Annotated in this window: 18 protein-coding genes; 8 read left to right on the top strand and 10 right to left on the bottom strand. The window is 72.8% G+C overall.

Going from position 1 to position 24,599, the window contains the following annotated elements; all coding sequences use genetic code 11:
- Window positions 1–133 precede the first annotated feature (133 nt).
- Complete coding sequence (locus Microterr_RS01630; RefSeq protein WP_263796518.1) at window positions 134–604, bottom strand: Lrp/AsnC family transcriptional regulator; 471 nt, start codon at window positions 602–604, stop codon at window positions 134–136.
- 82 nt (window positions 605–686) lie between these two features.
- On the opposite strand from Microterr_RS01630, the gene Microterr_RS01625 reads away from it, so the two are divergent.
- Window positions 687–2,093: a DUF6421 family protein gene (locus Microterr_RS01625; RefSeq protein ID WP_404810207.1), complete on the top strand. Its 1,407-nt coding sequence runs from the start codon at window positions 687–689 to the stop codon at window positions 2,091–2,093.
- Window positions 2,086–2,796, top strand: a complete 711-nt coding sequence (locus Microterr_RS01620) for an SDR family NAD(P)-dependent oxidoreductase (RefSeq protein ID WP_263796520.1) — start codon at window positions 2,086–2,088, stop codon at window positions 2,794–2,796. The genes Microterr_RS01625 and Microterr_RS01620 overlap by 8 nt, the downstream gene beginning before the upstream one ends.
- Here the strand turns inward: Microterr_RS01620 and Microterr_RS01615 are convergent.
- Window positions 2,787–4,205 carry an MFS transporter gene (locus tag Microterr_RS01615; protein WP_281974232.1) on the bottom strand — a complete coding sequence of 473 codons (1,419 nt, stop codon included), beginning with the start codon at window positions 4,203–4,205 and terminating at the stop codon, window positions 2,787–2,789. The genes Microterr_RS01620 and Microterr_RS01615 overlap by 10 nt on opposite strands.
- 66 nt (window positions 4,206–4,271) lie before the next feature.
- On the opposite strand from Microterr_RS01615, the gene Microterr_RS01610 reads away from it, so the two are divergent.
- Window positions 4,272–5,339, top strand: a complete 1,068-nt coding sequence (locus tag Microterr_RS01610) for a threonine aldolase family protein (RefSeq protein WP_263796521.1) — start codon at window positions 4,272–4,274, stop codon at window positions 5,337–5,339.
- A gap of 228 nt (window positions 5,340–5,567) precedes the next feature.
- On the opposite strand, the gene Microterr_RS01605 is transcribed toward Microterr_RS01610, so the two are convergent.
- The 7 genes from Microterr_RS01605 to Microterr_RS01575 form a co-directional block, all read right to left on the bottom strand.
- On the bottom strand, window positions 5,568–8,048 hold the full coding sequence (locus tag Microterr_RS01605; protein WP_263796522.1) for a CHAT domain-containing protein: 2,481 nt from the start codon (window positions 8,046–8,048) through the stop codon (window positions 5,568–5,570).
- Window positions 8,049–8,108: 60 nt separating this feature from the next.
- Window positions 8,109–9,791, bottom strand: coding sequence for a S8 family peptidase (locus Microterr_RS01600; RefSeq protein WP_263796523.1), 1,683 nt, complete (start codon window positions 9,789–9,791; stop codon window positions 8,109–8,111).
- 67 nt (window positions 9,792–9,858) lie between these two features.
- Entirely contained in the window at window positions 9,859–10,335 is a 477-nt protein-coding gene (locus Microterr_RS01595; RefSeq protein WP_263796524.1) for a hypothetical protein, read from the bottom strand.
- Entirely contained in the window at window positions 10,325–10,966 is a 642-nt protein-coding gene (locus Microterr_RS01590; RefSeq protein WP_263796525.1) for an RNA polymerase sigma factor, read from the bottom strand. The genes Microterr_RS01595 and Microterr_RS01590 overlap by 11 nt, the downstream gene beginning before the upstream one ends.
- A gap of 75 nt (window positions 10,967–11,041) precedes the next feature.
- Window positions 11,042–12,958 (bottom strand): M3 family metallopeptidase, encoded by a 1,917-nt coding sequence (locus Microterr_RS01585; RefSeq protein WP_263796526.1) that lies wholly within the window; start codon window positions 12,956–12,958, stop codon window positions 11,042–11,044.
- Window positions 12,959–12,992: 34 nt separating this feature from the next.
- On the bottom strand, window positions 12,993–14,312 hold the full coding sequence (locus tag Microterr_RS01580; RefSeq protein ID WP_263796527.1) for a coiled-coil domain-containing protein: 1,320 nt from the start codon (window positions 14,310–14,312) through the stop codon (window positions 12,993–12,995).
- A 123-nt stretch (window positions 14,313–14,435) separates the two neighbouring features.
- Window positions 14,436–15,104 carry an NUDIX hydrolase family protein gene (locus Microterr_RS01575; RefSeq protein ID WP_263796529.1) on the bottom strand — a complete coding sequence of 223 codons (669 nt, stop codon included), beginning with the start codon at window positions 15,102–15,104 and terminating at the stop codon, window positions 14,436–14,438.
- A 60-nt stretch (window positions 15,105–15,164) separates the two neighbouring features.
- Here Microterr_RS01575 and Microterr_RS01570 point away from each other — a divergent pair, with 60 nt between their 5' ends.
- From Microterr_RS01570 to Microterr_RS01550, 5 genes are all read left to right on the top strand, one after another.
- The gene (locus tag Microterr_RS01570; RefSeq protein ID WP_263796530.1) at window positions 15,165–15,821 is read left to right on the top strand and encodes an alpha/beta hydrolase; all 657 of its coding nucleotides are present in this window, start codon (window positions 15,165–15,167) and stop codon (window positions 15,819–15,821) included.
- A gap of 249 nt (window positions 15,822–16,070) precedes the next feature.
- The gene (locus tag Microterr_RS01565) at window positions 16,071–17,681 is read left to right on the top strand and encodes an ABC-F family ATP-binding cassette domain-containing protein (RefSeq protein WP_263796531.1); all 1,611 of its coding nucleotides are present in this window, start codon (window positions 16,071–16,073) and stop codon (window positions 17,679–17,681) included.
- Between the two features lie 37 nt (window positions 17,682–17,718).
- Window positions 17,719–22,458 carry an ATP-dependent helicase gene (locus Microterr_RS01560; protein WP_263796532.1) on the top strand — a complete coding sequence of 1,580 codons (4,740 nt, stop codon included), beginning with the start codon at window positions 17,719–17,721 and terminating at the stop codon, window positions 22,456–22,458.
- A complete protein-coding gene (locus Microterr_RS01555; RefSeq protein ID WP_263796533.1) occupies window positions 22,451–23,224 on the top strand; it encodes a DNA-formamidopyrimidine glycosylase family protein in 774 nt (257 codons plus the stop codon). Before Microterr_RS01560 ends, Microterr_RS01555 begins: the two co-directional genes overlap by 8 nt.
- A gap of 81 nt (window positions 23,225–23,305) precedes the next feature.
- On the top strand, window positions 23,306–23,866 hold the full coding sequence (locus Microterr_RS01550) for a hypothetical protein (RefSeq protein ID WP_263796534.1): 561 nt from the start codon (window positions 23,306–23,308) through the stop codon (window positions 23,864–23,866).
- An 18-nt stretch (window positions 23,867–23,884) separates the two neighbouring features.
- On the opposite strand, the gene Microterr_RS01545 is transcribed toward Microterr_RS01550, so the two are convergent.
- The gene (locus Microterr_RS01545) at window positions 23,885–24,553 is read right to left on the bottom strand and encodes a YitT family protein (RefSeq protein ID WP_318528813.1); all 669 of its coding nucleotides are present in this window, start codon (window positions 24,551–24,553) and stop codon (window positions 23,885–23,887) included.
- Window positions 24,554–24,599 lie beyond the last annotated feature (46 nt).

The raw sequence follows: 24,599 nt of genomic DNA, 5'->3' as shown, positions 1-24,599 counted from the left end.
GTTGAGCGAGCGAAGCGAGTCGAAACCTGGCGCCCGCGCCACCATCGCGCGCAGTTCCCCGCATCCGACGCAGGTATGACCGCGGGGGATGCCGGGAAGTGCGTCGGAAAAGCGCGTGAGGACCGCGCCGCTGTCAGGCGGGGAGCGCGATCGGGCGGTTCTCGTAGAAGGTCTGCAGCACCACGGTCGTGCGGGTGTTGACCGATGCCGCATGACGGATGTCGCGGATCAGCGTCTCGAGGTGGCGCGGCGTCGCGACCCGCACGAACAGGATGTAACTCGCGTCGCCCGCGATCGAGTGGCACGCCTCGATCTCGGAGAGGTGCTCGAGCAGCTCGGGCGCGTTGTCGGGCTGGCCGGGGTCGAGGGGCGTGATCTCGACGAACGCCGACAGCGGCTTGCCGACGGCCTCCGCGTCGACCACCGCGCGGTATCCCGTGATCACCCCGCGGGTCTCGAGCCGGCGGAGCCGCGCCTGCGTGGCCGAGGTGCCGAGGCCCACCGCCTGCGAGATGTCGGCCAGCGTGGCCCGTCCGTCAGCCGACACGACCTGCACGATCCGTGCGTCGATGTCGTCGTCGATGTGGGCGCGCGGGTCAGTCATACGGCGATCCTATCGGAAACCGGAAACTTTCCGGCAGTACATCGGGAGCCCGTAGGGATTCCGTTAGAATCACGGAATGGCAATGACTCAGGACACCCGCGCCGAGGACGTCACGGTTGATGACACCGCGCTGGAACTCACCGCCGCCTGGCTCGCGCTGAAGGAAGCGACGATCGCCCTGCAGGGGCTGCAGGCCAAGGACGGCTCGGTCGCGGACGCCGCGGACCACGCCGCAGCGCACGAGCTCGTGGCGACGATCACCCGCTCGATCGACGAGCTGCGGCCGCGGTTCCCGCACGATGACGCGTACCTCGCCGCATCCGTCGTCGACTTCGAGCGCTGGGCGTCCGCCGACTTCGGCATCCCCGACTTCCTCGACTCGCTGCTCGCGTTCCAGCCGCAGCAGCACCGGGTCGACGGCATCCGCCACCTCGTGATCTTCCCGATGTACACCCAGAACGGCTCGTCGAACCGCTTCGTCGAGGCGCTGCTCGTGCAGGCGATCTGGCCGGAGTTCATCGCGAGGCTCGAGACCGAGTACACGAACCGCCTCTTCGTGTCGCTCCGCCTGATCGACTTCACGCCGGGCTACGACACCAACAGCGCCGTGCTCTTCCCCGAGACCGTCGCGATGCGTGAGATCCCGCCGTTCACCTGGGGCGCGATCTTCCAGGACCGCGAGGCGGCGCGCTACCGACGCGTGGTGCGGGCAGCATCCGAGATCACGAAGCTCGACCTGCCGGAGGCGGCGGCGCGGATGCTGGACGACCAGGCCCTCGCCGAGAAGACCTTCGTGATGTGGGATCTCATCCACGACCGCACCCACATGCGCGGCGATCTGCCGTTCGACCCCTTCATGATCAAGCAGCGGATGCCGTACTTCCTGTACTCGCTGGAGGAGCTGCGCTGCGACCTGACCGCGTTCCGCGAGTGCGTCGCCATCACCGCCCGTCTGCGGGCCCGGGCCGAGTCCGGACCGGAGCTCGACGCCGCCGAGGCCGAGATGCTCGAGCACGCCGTCCTCGTGCAGTACGCCGTGATCTTCGACCGGATCTTCCGCTTCGCCATCACCGGCTCGCGGGTGCGCAACTACGACGGACTCGGCGGCCAGCTGCTGTTCGCGTGGCTGCACCAGCGCGGCGTCCTGCACTGGACCGACACCGCGCTCGCGTTCGACTGGGAATCCGTCCCCGCCGCGGTCGTCGCGCTCGGCGACGCGATCGACGAGCTCTACTGGCGCTCGATCGACCGCCCCAAGACGGCGCACTGGCTCGCGGCGTACGACCTCGTGCGCGGCACCCTGACGCCGAACCCCGCCTCCCTCTGGGCGCGCGGGCTGCCCGACGACGTGCTCGCCGGCCTGCCCAAGGGCTACACGGATGCCGTCATGGACGACGAGTTCCCGCTGTCGATGTTCTTCGAGGCGCTGGAGAAGAAGATGCGTCCGGTGATCGAGTCGACCGTCGGCATCCGCGGGGACGATGACTGACCTCAGCGGGGCGACCGGGAAGCTGGTCGTCGTCGCGGGCGGCACGAGCGCGGCCGGCCAGGCGGTGACCAGGGCGCTGCTGTCGGCCGGCGCACGCGTCGTGGTCGTCGGCAGCGATGCGGGGCGCCTCGCGACCCTTCGACAGGATGCGGCTCCGGCAGCGGAGCTGCTGAGCACCGAGCTGTGCGATCTCACCGACGAAGCCGCCGTGGCGGAGCTGGCCGGGCGCATCCACGCCGTGCACGGATCCGTCGACGGACTCATCCACCTCGTCGGGGGCTGGCGCGGAGGCGGCGGACTCGCCGGGCAGACCGACGAGGACTTCCGCTTCCTGGAGCGGTCGCTGACCGCCCTCCGCCACGTCAGCCGCGCGTTCCTCGAGGACCTGTCCGCGTCGCCCGCGGGGCGGCTCGCGATCGTCTCGTCGACGGCCGTCGCCCGCCCGCTCGCCGGCGGCGCGAACTACGCCGCGGTGAAGGCGGCGAGCGAGGCGTGGGCGCGCGCGGTCGCCCAGGGCTTCGCCAAGGCGGCTCGTGACGCGGGGACCCCGCTCGCGGCGGCATCCGTGATCTTCCGCGTCACCACCCTCTCGGGCCTCGAGGACACCCTCGCGGGCGCGGTCGTCGACCTGTGGCGGGGCGACCCCGGCGCGCTCAACGACACGGTGATCGACCTCTCCGAGTCAGCTCGCGCTCAGCCCTGACGCTCGACGGATTCCGGCCTCGACCCGACCTCGGCCTCGTCTGCGGCCTCGCTCTCGCCTTCCGCCAGCGCGTCCGGGGCCTCCCGGTACTCGACGGTAAGCCTGCGGTAGCTGCGGGTCGTGAACGCGAGCGAGCCGATCAGGACCATCGCGATGCCGCTGAACAGGAAGATCAGGGCGATGCCGCGGGCCTCGCCCTCACCGAGCAGCCAGCCCCAGGTGTCCTGCCCCGCCGTCGAGTCCACGTACGGGATGATCCAGAACTCGGCCATCGGGGCGATCAGGAAGGCCGTGATGGGCGCGGCCGCCGACTCGAACGCCGCCGCGAAGCCGAATACGCGGCCCTGCGTGCGGAACGGCACGATCTTCTGGATCACCGTCTGCTCGGCCGCCTCGACCGCCGGGACGATGGCCATGTAGACCCAGATGCCGACCGCGTAGAGCCACCCCCACTCGCGGATCGTGAACAGGGCGCCGAGCACGCCCATCCCGATCACGAGGAGCAGCATCGTGCGGATCGGGTTCTTGCCGAGGCCGCGGGCCGAGATGACGATGCCGCCGACGATGAAGCCGGTCGACGTGATGCCGAGGATGATGCCCCACCACTGCACGGAGAACAGCGTCAGCCCGTACGGGTCCATCAGCGCCATGTAGACGCCGCCGATCAGGTTGTTGAAGGTCGAGAAGATGATGAGGGCGAACAGGCCGGGGGCGAGCCGGATCGCTCGGATGCTGCCACGGATGTCGACGACCGGCTGACGCCCGCCCTCGACCCGCGGCTTGTCTTCCGGAATGCGCAGGACGGTCAGGTGCAGGAGCGCCACGAGCGTGAAGGCGATCGCGATGACGAGGGTCCACCCCATCCCGAGGAAGCCGATCGCCAGGCCGCTGAAGACGCTCGTGACCATGAACGCGATGCCCTGCACGGTGCCGACCATGCCGTTCGCGTTGGCGTGCCGGTCGACCGGCACGAGGAGGGTCACCGTCGTCGAGAGGGCGATATTGCGCATGTTCTCGACGACCGCGCCGAACAGGATGATTCCCGCGAACAGCCAGAACCAGGGGCCGCGGATGTCGAGGAGATCGGACTCGGGCCTGGTGAGGTACAGCGCGCCGGCCGCCAGGAACGACACCAGCGTGACGACGCTGGACAGCACCATGACCCGATGCTTGCGGTGGCGGTCGACGAGCGTGCCGAACACCATCGAGAACAGCGCCACGAGCAGCATGTACGCGCCGCCGATGACCCCCGTCGCGAGCACCGACTCGGTCTCGATGTAGACCCAGAACGTCAGCGCGAACCACAGGAAGCTCGTGGTGACGTTCGCGATCATCGTGTTGACGAGGACCTGGACGAACGTGCGCATGCCTCCTGGGGGCGACTCCTGGATGACTGACGCCTCGGTCATCTGAGAACGGTAACCGGGGGCGCCGACATCCGGAAGGCACCCGGAGGGAAACTAGGCTGGAACATCGTGAGCACCCTCCACGACCGCGCCGTGCGCGGCTTCGCCTCAGACAACTACTCCGGCGTGCACCCCGAGGTGCTGGCCGCGATCGCCGCGGCCAACGACGGCCACCAGATCGCCTACGGCGAGGACGCGTACACCGCCCGCCTGCAGGAGGTCTTCGCCGGCCACTTCGGCGAGGGCGTGCAGGCGTTCCCCGTCTTCAACGGCACCGGCGCGAACGTCACGGGACTGCAGTCGATGCTTCCGCGCTGGGGTGCGGTGGTGGCGGCGTCCACGGCCCACATCAACGTGGACGAGGGCGGCGCCCCCGAGCGCGTCGCCGGGATCAAGATCCTGAACGTGCCGACCGACGACGGCAAGCTCACCCCCGAGCTGATCGACCGGGAGGCCTGGGGGTGGGGCGATGAGCACCGCGCGCAGCCGCTGGTCGTCTCGATCACCCAGTCCACCGAGCTCGGCACCCTGTACACGCCGGACGAGATCCGCGCGATCGCCGACCACATCCATCCGCTGGGCATGCGCCTGCACATGGACGGTGCGCGCATCTCCAACGCGGCAGCCGCGCTCGACCTGCCGCTGCGGGCCTTCACCCGGGATGCCGGCGTCGACGTGCTGAGCTTCGGCGGCACGAAGAACGGCGCGATGCTCGGCGAGGCCGTCGTCGTGCTCGACCCTGCCGCCTCCGACGGGCTGCTCTTCCTCCGCAAGCTGAACATGCAGCTGTCCTCGAAGATGCGGTTCGTCTCGGCGCAGCTGATCGCGCTGCTCGAGGGCGACCTGTACCTGCGCAACGCGCGGCACTCCAACGCGATGGCGCAGCGCCTCCGCGGCGAGGTCGAGGCAGGACTCGCCGACCGCAGCATCCGCGGCGTCGCATTCACCCAGCCGACCCAGGCGAACGGCGTGTTCGCGACCGTGCCGGACGGCGTGGCCGACGCGCTGCGCGAGTCGTTCCGCTTCTACGACTGGGATGCGGCGCGCAACGAGGTGCGGTGGATGTGCTCGTTCGACACGCAGCCCGCAGACGTGGACGCGTTCGTCGCCGAGCTGGCCAGGCTCACCACGGCCTGAGGGCACGAGGACCGGCGGCCGTAACCGGGGCCGGTGGTTCTCCCCCAAGAACCACCGGCCCCTCGGACGGGCGACGAACCCCCCGGGACGGCCGTCCTCGTGGAACGACGCGGTGCCGAGCCCCAGTGCGGCAGGCCGCCACGGCTCCGACCGGATGACTCCGGAGGTGTCGTTCCATGGATCAAGAGCAGCCACCGGGGCTCCAGATACATCGCGGGCGGAAAAACCTCAGAATCCGTCGCCGTGGCACTGGAAGGGCGCCAGGATGCCGGTGCGTCCGGCCGCCGCGGCGAGCGCCGTCGCGGGAGACAGGCCCGCGGAGAGCCCTCCGTGCAGCGCGCCGAGCAGCTCGCAGGCGTCGTCGTCCGCGACCACGACGGGGGCCGCGACGACGCAGCGCGCCCCGGCGTGCAGCCAGGCCCTCGTCATGCCCACCGCCTCCTCGCCCCAGCGCACCGCCGAGCGTCCGACCTCGCAGGCCGAGAGCACGACGACGTCCGGCACCCGCGGCATACGGTCGATGTCATAGCCGAACAGCACGCCGTCGGCGAGCTCCAGGCCCGAGAACAGCGGGTTGTCCACCGCATGCCTGCCGTGCGCGGCGACGTGCAGGACGCCGACCTCGCCCCCGAGCGCCGCGACGGCATCGACCGTGACATGCGCGCCGTCGAGGACGCGCGGCGATGTCCAGGCGGATGCTGCCGCCCCGACCTCCTCGTCACCGCGGGCGACCCGTGGCCCTGCCGCGAAGCCCGCGCTCGTCGGCGCCGCCTGCAGCATCGTCCGCCCGCCTGCCCACCGCGAGGCCGATCCCGCGAGCGTGAAGCCACGCCCGGCGAGGCCGGGGAGCATGCCCCACGGGAGCCCGGCGAGCACGCCGGGAACCGTCAGCACGACTCTGGTGGTACCGGATCGGGCGAGAGGCGCGTCGAGCAGCGCAGCCGACAGCCGCGCGAGCCGCGCCGCCAGCCCGCGCCGGACGACCTCGGCCATGGGCCCTGACCGCACGGACGCCGACACGTCGAGGTCGGAGCGCAGCCCCGCGAGGTCGGCACGCGCCGCGGCCCAGCCGGGCAGGTCGACGAGGGTCGCGCCTGCGCGGGTGACGACCAGGCAGCTGAGCCCTTCCGGGCTGAAGACGTACGCCAGCAGCGCGGTGTCCTCGTCGAGTCCGCCGCCGAAGGCCGCGAGGTCCACGCGCTCCGAGACGTCGGCCGTGCCGGTGGCGATCCACTGGCGGCGGCGGAGCCGGTCGCTCAGCTCGATCGCGCGCGGATCCGCCATCCAGTCGGCACCGGCCAGGTCGGCCCGGAGGATGCGCAGCTCGGCGAGGTCCGCCGCCGCCTCGGCGTCGGGCGGCGGGCGCAGGGGCACGACCTGCAGGCTGAGGTGCCTGGCGCGCTCCGACCACTCGAAGACCGCGTCAGGACGCCCCGACCGCACAGCGGCGCCGAGTCCGGCCAGGATGAGGCCGTTGCCGTGCATCGCGAGCGAGGTCTGCATGTCGAGGCTGCCGAACGACGAGCGCCAGTCGGCGAGCTCGTCCAGGCCGGCCGCGGCATGACGCCGGGCCTCCGCGTCCCGCCGGCGGGCGGCGGCGCGCGCCGCGCGCACCTCCTGCGCCAGCAGCCGCACCTCCAGCGACGCGGTCTCGGGGAGCCGCGGCAGCGGGCCGGATGCGACGGCGTGCGTCGCCCGCCACAGCTCGCGCGACAGTCGCAGCGCGACGGCGTCGTTGCGCAGCCCGCCGCGGTGCAGCGCGCGGGCGACGCGGTCGACGTCGGCATCGGCGGGTCGGCGCCGCGGGTCGACGACCTGACGCCCTGCCCGGTCGATCGACCCTCCGGCGAATCCCGCGCGCAGCGCGATCGCCTCCGCGCGCGCTGACCCGAGACGGTTGCCCGCCGCCGCGAACCGCCGCGCCGCCGACCGCGCGGTGCGACCGGACCGCGTGGTGTCGTGGCGCAGCAGCGAGCGCGCGAGCTGGAGTTCCGCCTCGGCGCGGGCGCCCGGCATCCGTGCACGTCCGAACACGAGCGCGGCACCCTGCAGGAGGCGCTCCGCATCGGTGACCAGCCCCGCATCGCGCAGCACCTCGGCCATGTCGACGTCGCCGATGGCGGCGTTCGCCGGGGACGCATGCGCGATCGCGGGGCGCGCCGCGGTCATCTCGCGCATCGCCCGCAGCAGGTCGCCGCCGAGCAGCGACACGTAGCCGAGGTTGTGCTGGGCCTCGGCCATTTCGACGTCGCTGCCTTCCGCGGCGTAGGCCGCCGCGGCGTGCTCGAGGTCGACCGCGCTGCCCGCGAGGTCGCCGCGCTGCATCAGTAGGACCGACCTGTTCATCCGCAGATTGGCGACCGCGACGGGGTCGTCGGGGATGGTGTCGATCGCCCGGCCGAACCACTCGAGCGCCTCGTCGAGCCGGCCGCGGTTCCACAGCAGGCTGCCCAGCTGGCCCGCGACGACGCCGAACGCGTGGGCGCCGAGCGCCGGCTCCTCGAGTGCCCGCCGCACCAGCCGCTCGCCCTCGGCCGCTTCGCCCATCTGGCCGAGCACGTACGCGAGGGTGCCGGCGATCCGGGCCGTGACATCGGGGCTCGCCGAGAGCGCGGCGGCCTGCTCGAGGACGCGGCGCGCCTCGGGGTACCGCCGCTGATTGGTCAGCCGCAGGCCGCGCTGTCGCAGCTCTTCCGCCGGGGAGGTCACCCTCACAGCATGCCGTGTCGTGAGCGCCGCCGCGCGCCGTCGCCCGAGCGGGCCGCCCGATCAGGCCTCGTCGTCGGCGAGGACGGCCGTCACCGCCTTCGCCGCGCGGGTCACCGCCTTCCCCGCCTCCTCCGTCGCCGGCAGCGCCTGCAGACGAGCCGCGACGAGCCCCGCGACGAGCGGTGCGGCGAACGAGGTGCCGCTCCACACGCCGAAGCCGCCGCGGAAGTCCTCCGGGCCGATCGTGAGCCGGTGCCGGTCGTACTCGTCGTCGCGCGCGGAGGCCTGGATGCCGCCGTCGAAGGCCGGCAGCGTGCTGACGATCGACGCGCCACGGGCGTAGCGGCGCACCCACGGACCGACGTTGGAGAACAGCGCGGTCGAGCGGCCGCTCGGATTCAGCGCGCCGACGGAGATGTGCTCGGCGAAGTCGTCGGGCTCGAGCCCGTTGTCCGAGCCCGGCCACGGCCACAGCGACGCCGGGAAGGTCGGGCGGTCGGTGGCGTCGTTGCCCGCGGAGACGACGACCACCGTGCCCTGCTCGCGGATGACCGACAGCAGCCGGTACAGGTCACGGGAGTACAGACCGTCCTCGGGCGTCTCGTGGTAATACCCGAGCGAGAGGTTCAGCACGTCGACGGGGCGCCCGCCCTCCGCTCCGGTGCGGTACCGGTGGACGAGGACGCCCACCTCCTCGACCACGCGGAGCAGATTCGACTCCTCGACGACGCCGAGGGCGTCGGCGACCCGGATGGCGAGGATGTCGGCATCCGGCGCCGCCTGGCGGACGATCCCCGCGATGAACGTGCCGTGACCGGCCACCGGGTCGAGCTCGCCGTCGAGCGGGCCGAACAGGTCGGGGAACACCTCGGGGTTCGCGTCGTCGTGGTGGCCGATCGGCTGGCCGTCGAGCTCGACGTGCCGATCGACGATGTCGTCGGGCAGCCACGTGTGCTCCCCGGCCCCGGTGTCGAGCACGGCCACGACCGCGCGGCGGGTGCGGCCCTCGTCGAGCGCCGCACGCGGCAGCGGGGGCCCGACCCAGGCGACGGGCTGGCGGCCGCCGAGGCCCGCCTCGCCGTACTCGCCGACGGGATTGGACCGGGTGTACGGGTTCGACCGGGTGTACGGGTTCGACCGCGTGTAGGGATTGGACCGCGTGTACGGGTTCGACCGCGTGTAGGGGTTGATGCCGATCGGGTCGACCGTGAGGACGTGGTCGAGCCCGATCCCGTCGACGCCGGCGACCCGCAGGGTGCGGCCCACGTCCACGGCGCCGTTCGCATCGCGCACCGGCTCGCGGACGGCCGCGAGGGCGTCACGACGCACCTGCTGCAGCACCCGCCACGCATCCGGCAGGGCGGGCGAGACGCCTTCGCGGTCGCCGTCCGTGGTCGTCAACTCGATCCGGATCACGACGGGAGCGCCTGGCAGCCGCGCACCGGGCACCTCATCGTCGTCGCCGATCTCAGTGCCGTCCAGGAGGACGCGCGTGACGCCCCAGCCGAACTGGTCGGCAGCCGCGCGGACGCGCCCGACGTTGTCGCCGATCAGCTCGCCCTTCTCGCCGCCGGAGACGAGCAGCCGATGCGGGACGTACACGGTCGGGAAGGCCTCGATCCCCTCGAGCGGCTCGGCTGCGGGGTCGAGCAGCGTGCCCTCCACGATCGATCCGCGCGCCCGGTCCCGCCACGACCAGCCCTTCGGCTGGGGGCTGCCGGGTTCGATTGCGTCCTGCGCCATGTGTGCTCTCCTCCGTCATCGTCGCGCGCGCGACTCTTCCATCCTGTGGTGCAGCGGCCTCGTGCCGTCAGACTTCGAAACGCGGTGTCACGAGCTCGATCGGCCCGTCACCGCCGGATGCCGGCGTCTCGAGGACGACCCGCAGCCGGGAGACGCCCGCAGGCACCTCGTCGAACGCGAACCGGCCGTCGATCGCCTGGACGGCCGACTCCCCGGCATCCTGGATCAGCTGGACGGACGTGGCGACCCCGTCGATCCAGCCGTCGATGCGCCGTGCCCCGGATTCGGCGGGGGTCACGTGGATGAGCACGCTCGTCGTGCCGTCGCTGAACTGCAGGGTCAGCATGTCGGCGTCGCCGCGCACCGCGCCGACGGCATCGCTCTCCACGAGCGTGAGCAGCGCATACTCCCTGGTCAGATCAGCGGTCGCGACCGCGGCGACCATGCGGTCGACGAGGTCGGCCGGCTCAGGGTCGACATTCCGCCAGGTGCGTCGCAGCGCCTGGAACAGGGCGGCATCCGCCGCGGGTTCGTCAGAGATCACGGGTCTCTCCTCTCCATCCGTCCGCCTCCAGGGCGGTGCGCAGCTTGCTGAGGCAGCGCTGTCGGGTCGGGCCGATCGATCCGACCGGCATGGCCAGATCGAGTGCGATGCGCGCGTAGTCGGGACGCTCTTCGAACGCCACGATCCGCAGCAGCCGGCGGCAGCGCTCGTCGAGGACGCCGACCGCGCCCCAGAGGCGCCGATCCCGGTCGCGATGCTGTGCGCGGTCCTCCGCCGAGTCCTCGACCGGCAGGTGCGGCTCGAGGTCGGGCGTCTCGGTGGGACGGACGCGCTGGTGCGCGCGTCCCACCCGCCAGGCCTCCCTGCGGGCGGTGGTCGTCAGCCACCCGGCGACAGCGCGCTCGTCGGCGATCGAGTCGTGCCTGCGCACGAGCGTCAGCCACGTCGACTGGACGACGTCCTCGGCGAGCATGGTGTCCAGGCCGTAGGCCCGCACGACGTGCCACAGCACGGGTGTCATCAGGCGCACCAGGTCGTCCATGGCCCGCGCATCGCCGCCCTGCCAGCGGTGGAAGTCCTCCGCGGCACGCTCCCAGATGCTCGGCGCAGCGTCAGCGACCCCGTCGTCCTCCGAGGGGTCGCGGAGGTGCGGGGAGTCGGGTTCGGTCATAGCGCCCATTCTGGCCACACTGACAGGAGACGGCGAGGGCGTCCCTGATACATCCGGGCCGGGGCCGATCCGAGCTCAGGAGCCGGCGAGCCAGTCGCGGTACGCGTCGAAGGCGTACGGACGCCCCAGGAACGCCTGCACGAGGTCGGCCGCGTCGCGCCGGCCACCCTGCTCGAGGATCTCCCGCCGGTACCGGCGGGCGACCTCGGGGTCCATCAGATCGCCCCCGAAGGCCGACAGCAGATCGCGGGCGATCACGAGGCTCCACTGGTACGTGTAGTAGCAGGCGCCGTAGCCGGTGAGGTGCCCGAACCCGGCGTAGGGATGCAGTCCCGGCAGCGGCCGCACGGGGCTCGACGCGGCATACAGGCGCTCGGTCGCCGCCTGCAGATCGGCGGGACGATCCACGTGCAGGTGGTAGCTGACGTTGGCGTGGCCGAGCTGCCTGCGCACCTCGAGCGCACGGCCGAACCCGTCGGCCACGCGCATGCGCGCGACCAGGTCGGCCGGGATGGGGTCGCCGTCCGCGTTGGCGGTGAACGAGGCGAGGACCCCCGCGTCCCACGCCCACTCCTCGAGCAGCTGGCTGGGCGCCTCGACGAAGTCCCACTCGGTCGCGACACCCGCGAAGCGGACGAAGCGCTGCGCGCCGCCGAGGATGTCGTGGACGAGGTGCCCGAACTCGTGGAAGAACGTGACGACCTCGTCGTGCGTCATGAGACCGCGCGCGAAGTTGCACAGCAGCACGGCCTCGGGGAGGCTCCGACCGACGATGCCGGGCGCGAGCGGGAAGCAGGCGGCGTGGGTGAACTTGCCCTCGCGCGGATGCATGTCGAGATGGATGCGGCCGAGCCGCTCCCCCGCGCGCACCACATCGTACGAGTGCACGTCCTCATGCCAGGTGGGCACCCCGACCGGCACGTACTCGACGTCGAGCAGCCGCCCGGTGGTCTCGAGCACGCCGGGCAGCACCCGGTCGAACGAGAAGTAGGAGCGCACCTCGAGGGCGTCGACATCGTGGTTCTCGGCCTTGAGGGCGCTGGCGAGGTACCAGAAGTCGGCGAGGGTCACCGCCTCCGCGTCGGGGTCGTCGACGCGCAGCCGCTCGAGCAGCAGCGGGTACTCGGCCGCGGCGGCGTCGCGCGAGGCCTCGTCGAGCCGGTCGAGGAACGCGGGGATGGCGGCGCCGGAGCCGATCATGCGCGGCTCGGTCTCGAAGTCGGCCCAGTCGGTGTAGCCGAGCAGGCGCGCCCGCTCCTCCCGGACGGCGAGGAGCTCGGCCAGCACCGGCTCGTTCTCCGGCCACGCGAGATCGTTGTAGGCGGCGACGAGCGCGGTGCGCGTGCCGCGATCGGTGGCGTACTCGCGCACCGGCATGAGGTCCGGGTAGTCGGTGGTCAGCACGACGAGGCCGTCGTCGCCGGCGGGATGCTCGGCGAGGAAGTCGTCGGGGAGCCCGGCGAGCGCGGCAGGCTCGACCCTGATCTCACGGCGTCCGTCGCGGATGCTGCGCGAGAACGCGAGACCGAGCTCCGTGTCGCGGTCGGTCAGCTCGCGCACGCGCTCGCGCGCGGCGTCGTCGAGAGCGACACCGCCCCGCCGGAAATCGCGCTGCACGAAGGCGAGCAGCCGCTGCTCCTCGGCGTCGAGATCGCCGGTGTCGGCGCCGTCGAAGGCCGCCCACAGCCCGCGGTCGAGCAGACGGGCGGCGGCGAGCGCCTCGAGCGCCTGCACCTGGGATTCCGCCGCGCCGCGGACGGACTCGTCGGGGTGCGACTCGCTGAGGACGTACGCCTCGCTGGTGGCCTCGTGCAGGGCGATCTCGGCGTCGTTCCAGAGCGCGAGGCGCTCACGGACGGGCAGCCCGGTCTCCGCGGCGAGCCGTTCGTCCACCCCCCGCACGCGTGCGATGCGCTCGGTCGCGCGGTCGGTGGCGAACGAGAGCCAGCCGTCGAGGTCGGTCGGGAAGGCGAGAGGTTCGAGCGCGGTCACGCCACGAGCATAGGGCTCGGGCCGCGCCGGCGCCTCAGTCCTGCGCGGCCGAATCCTCGGCGTCGTCGGACGGCGCGGTGTCGTCCGCGGCGTCGTCCGCCCCGGTCGCCTCGTCCTCGAGCGGAGCCTCCGGGCGGATCATCTCGCGCACCTCGGCCATGAAGCTCGTGAGCTGCTGCTGCTGCCAGCGGAGCTGGCGCGTGCGGTCCTCCGCGTCGCGCAGCACCGACTGCGAGTGGGCGGTGACGGTGTCGATGATCTTCTGCGCCTTCACGTGCGCACGGTCGAGGTGCTCGCGCGCACGGAGGTTCGCGTCGGCCTCGGTCTGCTGGGCCTGTGCCCGCATGAGCTTCTCGAAGTCCTCCGCCTTCGCCGCGACCCGCTGGGCGTGCTCGAGCGAGGCGGTGACCTGCTCGTTGGCGTCCTGCGTGATGCGCTCCGCGTGCGCGACGGCCTGGTTGTGCAGCACGAGGAACTCCTGCTGGGCGTCGTCCTGGCGGCGCGTCAGCGACTCCTCGAACTCGAGGGCGCGCACGCGCAGCTCGCGGACGGCATCCTCTGCCTCGGAGCGCGCGCGCTCGGTCTCGCGGGCCACCATCGAGCGCAGCGCGGCCGCACCCTTCTCGGCCTCGGTGCGGATGGCCGCCGCCTCCTGCTCGGCCTGCGACACCTTCTCGGCGGCGTGAGCCGCCTCCCGCTCGATCTGGGCCTGGTGCGCCGTCGTCTCGGTGTCGATGCGCAGGCGCGCCTGCTGGGCGTCGTTCTCCGCCTGCGCGATGATCGCCGCGGCCTCGGCCTGCGTCTCCTTGCGACGGTTGAGGATCTCTTCGCGGGCGGCGTCGAGCAGACGCTCGGCCTGAACGGTGGCGTTGCGGATGAGGAGGCTCGCCTGGTCCTCCGCGACGCGGAGGATCTCCTCGAACCGCTCCTTGTTCGCGGACTCGCCGGACGCGCCGACGAGCTCGTCGCTGAGCGCCTGCACCTTCTGGTCGGCGTCCGCGGCGCGCGCGACGGCGGCGGCGAGCTCGGCCTCGAGCCGCTCCACGTTCTCGTTGCCCGCCGATTCGGCCTGCCGGGTGCGCGCCTCCAGGCGCTCGGCCGCCTTGCGGCTGCGGGTGGCGGCCTCCGCGGCGCGGTGGTTCTCGTCCTGCAGCTCCGCGATGCGCTCGGCGTCGGCGCGCTGGCGCTGCTGCAGACCCGCGATCGCCGCGTCCACCTCGTCGCGGTCGTAGCCGCGGAAGGCGGTCGCGAACGAGGTCCCTGCGGCCGCGGCGACTCCCGCGCCGATGAGCTCGTCGAACGGCGAGCGGCCGTCGGATTCGGACGTGCGTGACGGCACCTGCTGATCAGTCATCTGATTCTCCGGAGGGGGATGCGGCGCGGGGGACGCCGAAGGGGATCGTCCTATTATCAGTCCCCGCGACGCCGGATCAAGACGCAGTCGGCGCCGTGATCGCCGGGCGGTCGGGCGCGCCTGTCAGCGCAGCGCTCCGACGCTGGCGAGCGCGAGACGGATGAGCGTGCCCCTGCCGCCTTCCATCTCAGCGGCGAGGGCGTCGGATGCTGCCTCCTCCGGCTTCAGCCAGGTCACCTCGAGCGCGTCCTGACGCGGCTCGCAGGTACCCGTGACGGGGACGACGAAGGCGAGCGAGACCGCGTGCTGACGGTCGTCGTGGAAGGCGCTCACCCCGGGGATCGGGAAGTACTCGGCGACCGTGAACGGCACGGGCGCGGACGGCAGCAGCGGGAACGCCATCGGCCCGAGGTCGTTCTCGAGGTGGCGGAACAGCGCGTCGCGGACGGTCTCGCCGTAGCGGACGCGTCCTGACACGATCGTGCGGCTGATCTCGCCGATGGGGGTGGCCCGCAGCAGGATCCCGACCTCGATCACCTGCCCCATGCCGTCGGTGCGCACCGGCACGGCCTCGACGTACAGGACAGGCAGACGGCGGCGCGCCTCGGCCAGCTCGATGTCGGTGAGCCACCCGGGGTTGGCGGCGTTGCCGGGCGCCGGATGCCCGAACGACCCGTCGCCGACCGGGTGCCCAGACCTGCCGCCGGTCGCGCCGATGCCGCCGAGCGGATCGCGAGGGGTTCCCTCGTCGTCGCGCTCGTTCGGATCGGGATCGGGGGTGCGAACCGGCATGCCTCCTGTATACCCCAGGCGACTTCGCGGGTGTCGGGGCCGCCTGAAAAGATGAACCCTATGACGGACGTCCCCGCCCTCGATCCCGACGCCGTGCTGTGGTCCGAGCCGCTCGACGCGCGCCGCGACGCGCCGCTCCTGGTGCTGCTGCACGGCTACGGCTCCCACGAGCACGACCTCGGCGGCCTCATCCCGCACCTGCCAGATGCGTTCGCGTTCGCCGCCGTGCGCGCGCCGCTCGCCCCGCGCTGGCCGACGCCCGGCTACGCCTGGTACGCCATCGAGAATCTCGACGCGCACGATCCCGACCTGGTCAGCTCGGCAGCATCCCGATTCGTCGAATGGGTGGATGCCGTGGCCCCGGGCCGCACGATCGGCCTGCTCGGCTTCTCGCAGGGCGCGGTCGTCGCCCTGCAGGCCCTGCGCCTGCGACCGGAGCGGTTCGCGTTCGTCGTCAATCTCGCGGGCTACGCCACGCCGGGCGAGCTGGCCGGCGACGAGCAGCTCGCCGTACTGAGGCCGCCGGTGTTCTGGGGGCGAGGGTCGCGCGACGAGGTCATCCCCGCGCAGCTCGTGGTGCACACGACGCACTGGCTGCCTGCGCACAGCGAGCTGAGCGGCCGCGTCTATCCCGAGCTGGCGCACAGCGTCTCCGAGCAGGAGCTCGCCGATGTGCGCACCTTCCTCGAGAAGCAGCTGGCCGCGCTCGGGCAGTGAGAGGCCCCGCTCAGGGTAGGGGTGTATCGTGGCGGGGTTCTCGTCCCCGAGTGTGAGGAATGAAATGACGGAGATCGTCGCGTCCGCGCTGTGACCCCGCGCTGATCCGTCCTTCGTCGCCCCCTCGGGCCGCGTGCGAACTGCGACGCGTCTGCGCATCCATTCCGCGCTGACCCGTCGCCCCCGCCGTCATCCCACCCGGATTCCGGCCTGCCCGGTGTCAGCGCATGCCTGACATCGGGAGGCCTCGTGCCCACGCAGAACCACACCTTCACCCTCGACCGGCTCAGCTTCGCCTGGCCGGACGGATCACCCGCCCTCTCCGACGTGTCCGGCTCGTTCGGCACCGGCAGCACGGGACTCGTCGGCCGCAACGGCTCCGGCAAGTCCACCCTGCTGCGGCTCGTCGCCGGAGAGCTCACCCCGGCATCCGGGCGCATCGATCGCGCAGCCGAGGCGGCGTACCTGCCGCAGCGGCTGACCCTCGACGTCGACCGCCCTGTCGCCGACCTGCTCGGCGTCGCGGGGGCGCTCGCGGCCGTGCGCGCCATCGCCGCCGGCGACGTCGCGGAGCGGCACTTCGACGCGGTCGGCGACGACTGGGACGTCGAGGCGCGCGCGCAGGCGGCCCTCGCCGAGGCCGGTCTCGCGCCCGAGATGCTCGACCGTCGCGTCGGCGAGCTCTCCGGCGGCGAAGCCGTCCTCACGGCGATCGCCGGCATCCGCCTGCGCCGGGCTCCGCTCACCCTGCTCGACGAGCCGACCAACAACCTCGACCGCCCGGCGCGTGCGCGGCTGTACGACATGGTCAGGGGGTGGCCGGGGACGCTCGTCGTCGTCAGCCACGACGTCACCCTGCTCGAGCTCATGGACGACACCGCCGAGCTGTACGCCGGCGGGCTGTCGGTCTTCCGCGGTCCGTACTCGGCGTGGCGCGCGTGGCTCGACGCCGAGCAGGACGCGGCACGGCAGGCCGAGCGCGCAGCCGCCCAGGTCGCGCGGCGCGAGAAGCGCGACCGGATCGCCGCGCAGACCACGCTGGCGCACCGAGCGGCGACGGGCCGCCGGGCGCAGGAGGAGAAGCGCGTGCCGGGGATCGTCGCCGGCAACCGGAAGAGCGCCGCGCAGGTCTCGGCGGGCAAGCTCCGCAGGGAGACCCTCGAGAAGGAGGCGGCGGCCCGAGCCGCCCTTGACGCCGCCGAACGCCGGGTGCGCGACGACGACCGCGTGCTGATCGATCTGCCCGACCCGGCGGTCGCCGCCGGGCGCCGGATCGCCACGATCGGCGACGGCGCCCGCGAGTGGATCGTGCGGGGTCCTGAGCGGGTCGCGCTCGTCGGGGCGAACGGCGTCGGCAAGACGACGCTGCTGCTCCGACTGCTCGGCACGGACCCGGGCACAGCTCTCGCCCGCACCACCTCCGCCCATGCCCACACCGACCAGATCGGCTACCTGTCCCAGCGGATCGACACCCTCGAGGACGGCCGCTCCGCGCTCGAGAACGTGCGAGCTGCCGCACCAGGGGTGGGTGACGTCGAGCTGCGCAACCGGCTCGCCCGGTTCCTCATCCGCGGTGACGCGGCGACCCGGCCGGTTGCCGCCCTCTCCGGCGGAGAGCGCTTCCGGGTCGCGCTCGCCCGGCTCCTGCTCACCGATCCGCCGCCGCAGCTGCTGCTCCTCGACGAGCCGACGAACAACCTCGACCTCGACACGATCGACCAGCTCGTCGATGCGCTGTGGGCCTACCGTGGCGCGGTGCTCGTGGTCAGCCACGACGATGCGTTCCTCGACCGGCTCGGGGTGGATCTCCGCCTCGAGCTGCACCGAGACGGCTCGCTCGCCGATGTTCCCGGCACGTGACCGCCCACGTGTCGGGGGCATCCGGGAGGATGGGGGGATGAGCAGTGTGCTCGATCGGTTCGGTCCCGCGACGCAGGACTGGTTCCGCGGCGCCTTCACCGCACCGACGAGCGCCCAGACCGGCGCCTGGGAGGCGATCTCCGCCGGCCGCCACGCGCTGGTGGTGGCGCCGACCGGGTCGGGCAAGACGCTGTCGGCGTTCCTCTGGGCGATCGACCGGGTCTTCCATGAGAAGGATGCCGCTGTTCCCGCGCTCCCCGCCCGGGGGCGCGGCCGCGCGCCGAAGGCCCCCGCATCCCTCACGCGCGTCCTCTACATCTCACCGCTGAAGGCGCTCGGCGTCGACGTGGAGCGCAACCTGCGCTCGCCCCTGGTCGGCATCGGGCAGTCGGCCAGGCGGCTCGGCGTCGCGCTGCCCGAGGTCACCGTCGGCGTCCGCTCGGGCGACACGACCTCGAGCGACCGGCGCAAGCTCGTGACGGCGCCGCCCGACATCCTCATCACGACGCCAGAGTCGCTGTACCTCATGCTCACCAGCCAGGCGGGCGAGACGCTCCGCGAGGTGAGCACCGTCATCATCGACGAGGTGCACGCCGTCGCCGCGACGAAGCGCGGCGCCCACCTGGCGGTGAGCCTGGAGCGTCTCGACGCCCTGCGACGGTCGCACGACCCCGACGTGGCCCCCGCCCAGCGGATCGGACTCTCGGCGACGGTGCGCCCGATCGACGAGGTCGCGCGGTTCCTGGGCGGTGCGGCCCCCGTCGAGATCGTGGCGCCCAAGGCGTCGAAGACGTTCGACCTGAGCGTCGTCGTCCCTGTCGACGACATGCTCAACCCGCCACCTCCGCCGAGCCCGTACACGAGCGACGCAGCCGACGAGCCGACGGCCGCAGCGGAGGACTGGTTCTCTCCGGACGGCTCGAGCGGGCGCGCGAACGGCATCGGCGAGACCGAGATGACCGGGTCCGTCTGGCCGCACGTCGAAGAGGCGATCGTCGACCGCATCCTGCAGCATCGGTCGACCATCGTGTTCTCGAACTCGCGGCGCCTCGCCGAGCGACTCACGGCGCGACTGAACGAGATCTACAGCGAGCGGCTGGGACTCGATCTGCCCGAGCCGTCGGTCCCGGCGGCGAAGATGGCGCAGGCGGGCGTGACCGCGGGCGCCGACGCCGTGCTCGCCAAGGCCCACCACGGGTCGGTGTCGAAGGAGCAGCGGGCGCAGGTCGAGGAAGAGCTCAAGTCGGGCGTGCTGCGCTGCGTGGTCGCCACCAGCAGTCTCGAGCTCGGCATCGACATGGGCGCGGTCGACCTGGTGATCCAGGTCGAGGCGCCCCCGAGCGCCGCGTCCGGTCTGCAGCGCATCGGCCGTGCGGGCCACCAGGTCGGCGAGGTGAGCAGGGCCGCCCTCTTCCCCAAGCACCGCAGCGACGTGCTGCACACCGCGATCGTGACCGAGCGGATGCTGGGCGGCAAGATCGAGGCGATCTCCGTGCCGCAGAATCCGCTCGACATCCTGGCGCAGCAGACCGTGGCGGCGGCCGCGCTCGCCCCGATCGATGTCGAGGGGTGGTTCGAGACGGTCAAGCGCTCCGCGCCGTTCCGCAGCCTCCCCCGATCGGCCTACGAGGCGACCCTCGATCTGCTCGCCGGCCGGTTCCCCTCCGACGAGTTCGCCGAGCTGCGTCCTCGGCTGGTGTGGGATCGCGATCACGGCACCCTCACCGGGCGTCCGGGCGCGCAGCGCATCGCCGTCACGAGCGGCGGCACGATCCCCGATCGGGGACTGTTCGGCGTCTTCGTCGCCGGCGAGAGCCAGAACGCGCGGGTGGGCGAGCTCGACGAGGAGATGGTCTACGAGTCGCGCGTGAACGACGTGTTCACCCTCGGCACCACCAGCTGGCGGATCGTCGAGATCACCCACGACCGCGTCAACGTGCTCCCGGCGTTCGGGCAGCCGGGCAAGGTGCCGTTCTGGCACGGCGACGGCATCGGCCGCCCGGCCGAGCTCGGTGAGGCACTCGGGCGGTTCTCGCGCGAAGTGTCAGCGGCCTCCGCCGACAAGGCCGAGGAGCGCCTCCGGGAGGCGGGCCTCGACGCGTACGCCAGAGCCAACCTGCTCGCGTACCTGGCCGAGCAGCGCGAGGCCACCGGCACCCTCCCGACCGACAAGACGCTCACCGTCGAGCGCGGTCGGGACGAGGTCGGCGACTGGCGCATCATCCTGCATTCCCCGTACGGCATGAAGGTGCACGGGCCCTGGGCGCTTGCGGTCAACGCGCGCATCAGGGAGCGGCTGGGCGTCGACGGGTCGGCCGTCGCGAGCGACGACGGCATCATCGCCCGCGTGCCGGACGCGACCGCCGAGCCGCCGGGGGCCGAGCTGTTCGTCTTCGATCCGGATGAGCTCGACACGATCGTGACCGCCGAGGTCGGGGGCTCCGCCCTGTTCGCCTCGCGCTTCCGGGAGTGCGCCGCCCGGGCCCTGCTCATGCCGCGCACCAATCCGCAGCGACGCACCCCGCTCTGGCAGCAGCGCCAGCGCTCGGCGCAGCTGCTCGAGGTCGCGCGCCGCTATCCGACGTTCCCGATCATCCTGGAGACCCTGCGCGAGGTGCTGCAGGACGTCTACGACGTGCCCGCCCTGCTGCGCATCGCCCGCGCGATCGGCGAGCGACGCATCCGGCTCGTCGAGACCGAGCCCGCGCAGCCGTCGCCGTACGCCCGCGACCTGCTGTTCGGCTACGTGGGCGCCTTCATGTACGAGGGCGACTCGCCGCTGGCCGAGCGCAGGGCGGCCGCCCTCTCCGTCGATCCCGCGCTGCTGAGCGAGCTGCTCGGCAAGATAGAGATGCGCGAGCTCCTCGACCCCGAGGTCATCGCCCAGTTCGAGCGCGAGGCGCAGCGCCTCGACCCCGACCGGCGTGCGCGCGGGCTCGAGGGCGTCGCCGATCTGCTGCGGATGCTCGGCCCGCTCGACGCCGACGAGGTCGCCGCGCGGCTGCAGCCCGAGGGCGACGCCGCAGGCGAGCTCCCCGCCCTCGGCGAGGCGGCCCGTGCGGCGGAGCTGCTCGACGCCCTGGTCGACGCCCGCCGGGCGATCCCGGTCACCGTCGCGGGCGTCCGCCGCATCGCCGCGATCGAGGACGCCGGGCGCCTGCGCGACGCGCTCGGCGTCGCCCTTCCCGTCGGCATCCCGCACGCGTTCCTCGAGCCGGTCGCCGATCCCCTCGGCGACCTCGTCGCGCGGCATGCCCGCACGCACGGGCCGTTCCGCACCGACGCCGTGGCCGCGCGCCTCGGCGTGGGCGTCGCGGTCGCGCGCCTCACCCTGCAGCGGCTCGAGGCCCAGGGCAGGCTCACGAGCGGCTTCTTCCTCCCGGATGCGGGGCTCGCCGCATCGCCCACCGCCGGGGATGAGCCCGAGTGGTGCGACACCGAGGTGCTGCGGCGGCTGCGGATGCGCTCGCTCGCGGCGATCCGCGGCAGCGTCGAGCCCGTCTCGCAGGAGGCGTTCGCCCGGTTCCTGCCCGCCTGGCAGCACCTCACCCGTCCGCTCGACGGGATCGACGGGGTGGCCGCCGTGATCGAGCAGCTCGCCGGCGTACCCATCCCCGCCAGCGCGTGGGAGTCGCTCGTGCTGCCGTCGCGCGTCCGCGACTACACGCCGGCGATGCTCGACGAGCTCACGGCGACCGGCGAGGTCATCTGGTCCGGCCACGGCACCCTGCCCGGTCGCGACGGCTGGATCGCCCTGCATCCCGCCGACGCCGCCCCCCTCACCCTCAATCCGCCCGACGACGCGCTCGGCCCTGGGTCGCTCGAGGCGCAGCTGCTCGCGGCCCTCGAGGGCGGGGGCGCGTACTTCGCCGCCCAGCTGCGTCAGGCGACCGGGGCCGAGAACGAGCAGTCGGTCATCGAGGCGCTGTGGAACCTCACCTGGGCGGGCCGGATCACGAACGACACGTTCGCGCCGGTGCGGATGCTGCTGGGCGGCGGGTCGCAGGCGCACCGGTCGGCACGCAAGACGCCGCGCGCCCGCATGTACCGTGGGGCGACGCTCCCCCGCACCACGGCGATCGCGCCGCCTCGCCCACCCGCGATCGGGGGTCGCTGGTCGCTGCTGCCCGCTCCGGAGGCCGATCCGGCAGTTCGGGCGACCGCATCCGCGAGCCTGCTGCTCGACCGCTACGGGGTGGTGACCCGCGGCTCGGTGCAGTCGGAGGGGATGCCCGGCGGCTTCGCCCAGGCGTACCGGGTGCTCGCGGGCTTCGAGGAGGCCGGCCATTGCCGCCGTGGCTACGTGATCGAGAAGCTCGGCGCCGCGCAGTTCGCCGCGTCGGCGACCGTCGACCGGCTGCGCGAGTACGCCGGGTCGGCCGACGGGCCGGCCCCGCTCAACGCGCTGACCCTGGCGGCGACCGACCCGGCGAACCCGTACGGCGCCGCCCTCGCCTGGCCGCCGCTCGAGGGCATCACGCACCGGCCGGGTCGCAAGGCCGGTGGGCTGGTGGTGCTGGTCGACGGCATCCTGACCCTCTATCTCGAGCGGGGCGGCAAGACGGTGCTCGCATTCACCGAGGAGGAGACGCGTCTCGCCGCGGCCGCGGCGAGCCTCGCGAGCACGGCGCGCGACCGTCGCCTCGACACCCTCACCATCGAGCAGGTGAACGGCGCGTTCGTCTACGGCACCGGGGTCGGTCGGGCGCTGCGCGACGCCGGCTTCGTGGAGTCTCCGCGCGGACTGACGCTGCGGAAGGCCACCGCGCGTGCCTGAGGGCGACACCGTCTACCGCACCGCCCGCCGGCTCGACGAGGCACTGACCGGTGCCGAGGTCACCCGGTTCGAACTGCGCGTGCCCCGAGCGGCGACGGCCGACCTCACCGGCGAGAGAGTCGGCGGCTCGGTCTCGCGCGGCAAGCACCTGCTGCTGCGCGTGGGCGAGTGGACGCTGCACTCGCACCTCAAGATGGAGGGCGAGTGGCGGGTGTTCGCCCGCGGCGCACGGTGGAGCAAGCCCGCATTCACGGCCAGGGCGATCGTCGGCACCGCGGCGCGCGAGGCCGTGGGGTTCGAGCTGGCCGAGGTGAAGCTCGTGCCCACGCGCGACGAGGAGGAGCTCGTCGGCTATCTCGGCCCAGACCCGCTGGCCGACGACTGGGATCCCGCGCTCGCCGCCGCCCGCCTGCAGGCGGATCCTCGGCCGGTGCATGTCGCGATCCAGGATCAGCGGAACATCGCCGGCTTCGGCAACGAGTACGCGAACGAGATCCTCTTCGTCCGGGGCGTGCTGCCGACGACGCCGGCGACGGAGGTGGATGCCGCGGCCCTCGTCGACCTCGGCGCCCGCATGATCAGGGCCAACCGCGACCGCACGCCGCGCACGTTCACGGGCGACGCGCGGCCCGGGCGCGCGACCTGGGTCTACGGGCGCGAGCACCGGCCCTGCCGTCGCTGCGGCACCCTCGTCCGCCGCAGCGAACTCGGCGCCGACCCGACGAAGCTGCGCAACGTCTTCTGGTGCCCCGCCTGCCAGCGCTGATCGGCCATCTCACCCACGACGGGGGATGCCGGTGCCGCGCCGCGCCTGCCACGATTCCGGTGGTTTCGCGAAAGGGCACCGATGTCACGCACGCGCTGGGTTCCGATCAGGGTGGCCGCGATCGTCCTCACCGGCATCGCGATGGTCTCGGCCGTCGCGGGGTGCAGCCTCATCGACGGAAGCCGCCTGCCGACGGCGTCGCCGACGGCCAGCCCGACGCGCACGTTCGCGTCACCGACGCCGACGCGCACGCTGCCGAGCCTGCCGACGCGGACTCCCCATCCCACGGAGGAGCCCACGGAGGAGCCGACGAGCGAGCCGACGGAGGAGCCCAGTGCAGCGCCCACGGCGGAGCCGACGAGCGGGCCCAGCGCGGAGCCCACAGAGGAGCCCTCGGCAGAGCCGACGCCTGAGCCCACCGAGAGCAGCTCGGCCACCGCCAGCCCGACGCCGACGCCGACTCCGACTCCGACCGCGAGCGCGACGCCGAGCCCCACGCCCACCGAGGCAGCCCCCGCGACGGAGACCGGCACGCCCGGCTGGCTGCCCTGGGTGGTGGGGCTCGGCCTCGCGGGGCTCGTCGCCGGAGTCATCTACCTGATCGCGCGACGCCCGCGCCGCTCCAACCCCCCGCCCGCCTGACCCCGCGCGCTGAACGGGTCAGTGCCCGATGTACCTGCCGGGGCGGTGGTTCATCGCGAGCACCAGGCTGAGCAGCACGGCGCCGGCGGCGCTCATCAGGACGTTGGGCCACGGCACCACGAACAGCGCGCCGGCGATGATCAGCACGTCGAAGACCAGCTGCGTCCACCCCGCCCGGAAGCCGGTGCGCTCCTGCACGACCAGCGCGATGATGTTGACGCCGCCGAGGCTCGCCCGGTGCCGGAAGAGGATGAGCAGCCCGACGCCGGCGAGCAGATTGCCGCCGAGCGTGCCGTAGATCGGGTCGATGGCCGCGATGTCGAAGAGGGCGTGGTTGACCACCGAGAAGCCCGACACCAGGGCGATCGAGATCGCCGTCCGGATCGTGAAGTCCCACCCCTTCTGCCAGATCGCGAGCGCGGCGAACGGCAGGTTCACCAGCGCGAAGATGAGCCAGAACGGCCACGTCGTCGCGTAGTCGACCAGCAGCGCGAGGCCCGCCGTGCCGCCCGTGACCGCCTGGCTCGCCTGCAGCAGATACAGGCCCAGCGAGGCCGCGAACGTGCCGGTCAGGATGCCGAGGATGTCCTCGGGGATGCTGTGCGCCATCGTCTGCGAATCGAACACGAGCGTCGGGCCCGAGGCGGTGTCATCGGGGTCGAAGCCGGGGTCGGGCGCGTGAGTCACATGCGGCACCCTACCTGCCGGTGCGACCGGGAATGAATCCGGCCGC

The sequence above is a fragment of the Microbacterium terricola genome (assembly GCF_027943945.1).
GTDB classification, from domain to species: Bacteria; Actinomycetota; Actinomycetes; order Actinomycetales; family Microbacteriaceae; genus Microbacterium; species Microbacterium terricola.
Note: the sequence above shows the minus strand (reverse complement) of the source record. Positions and strands in the feature narration are given on the sequence as shown.

What these genes read in the sequence shown, in the direction of transcription:
- Microterr_RS01630 (WP_263796518.1), bottom strand. Translation starts at nt 604, where the DNA reads ATGACTGACCCGCGCGCCCACATCGACGACGACATCGACGCACGGATC.
- Microterr_RS01625 (WP_404810207.1), top strand. Translation starts at nt 687, where the DNA reads ATGACTCAGGACACCCGCGCCGAGGACGTCACGGTTGATGACACCGCG.
- Microterr_RS01620 (WP_263796520.1), top strand. Translation starts at nt 2,086, where the DNA reads ATGACTGACCTCAGCGGGGCGACCGGGAAGCTGGTCGTCGTCGCGGGC.
- Microterr_RS01615 (WP_281974232.1), bottom strand. Translation starts at nt 4,205, where the DNA reads ATGACCGAGGCGTCAGTCATCCAGGAGTCGCCCCCAGGAGGCATGCGC.
- Microterr_RS01600 (WP_263796523.1), bottom strand. Translation starts at nt 9,791, where the DNA reads ATGGCGCAGGACGCAATCGAACCCGGCAGCCCCCAGCCGAAGGGCTGG.
- Microterr_RS01590 (WP_263796525.1), bottom strand. Translation starts at nt 10,966, where the DNA reads ATGACCGAACCCGACTCCCCGCACCTCCGCGACCCCTCGGAGGACGAC.
- Microterr_RS01580 (WP_263796527.1), bottom strand. Translation starts at nt 14,312, where the DNA reads ATGACTGATCAGCAGGTGCCGTCACGCACGTCCGAATCCGACGGCCGC.
- Microterr_RS01575 (WP_263796529.1), bottom strand. Translation starts at nt 15,104, where the DNA reads ATGCCGGTTCGCACCCCCGATCCCGATCCGAACGAGCGCGACGACGAG.
- Microterr_RS01570 (WP_263796530.1), top strand. Translation starts at nt 15,165, where the DNA reads ATGACGGACGTCCCCGCCCTCGATCCCGACGCCGTGCTGTGGTCCGAG.
- Microterr_RS01560 (WP_263796532.1), top strand. Translation starts at nt 17,719, where the DNA reads ATGAGCAGTGTGCTCGATCGGTTCGGTCCCGCGACGCAGGACTGGTTC.
- Microterr_RS01550 (WP_263796534.1), top strand. Translation starts at nt 23,306, where the DNA reads ATGTCACGCACGCGCTGGGTTCCGATCAGGGTGGCCGCGATCGTCCTC.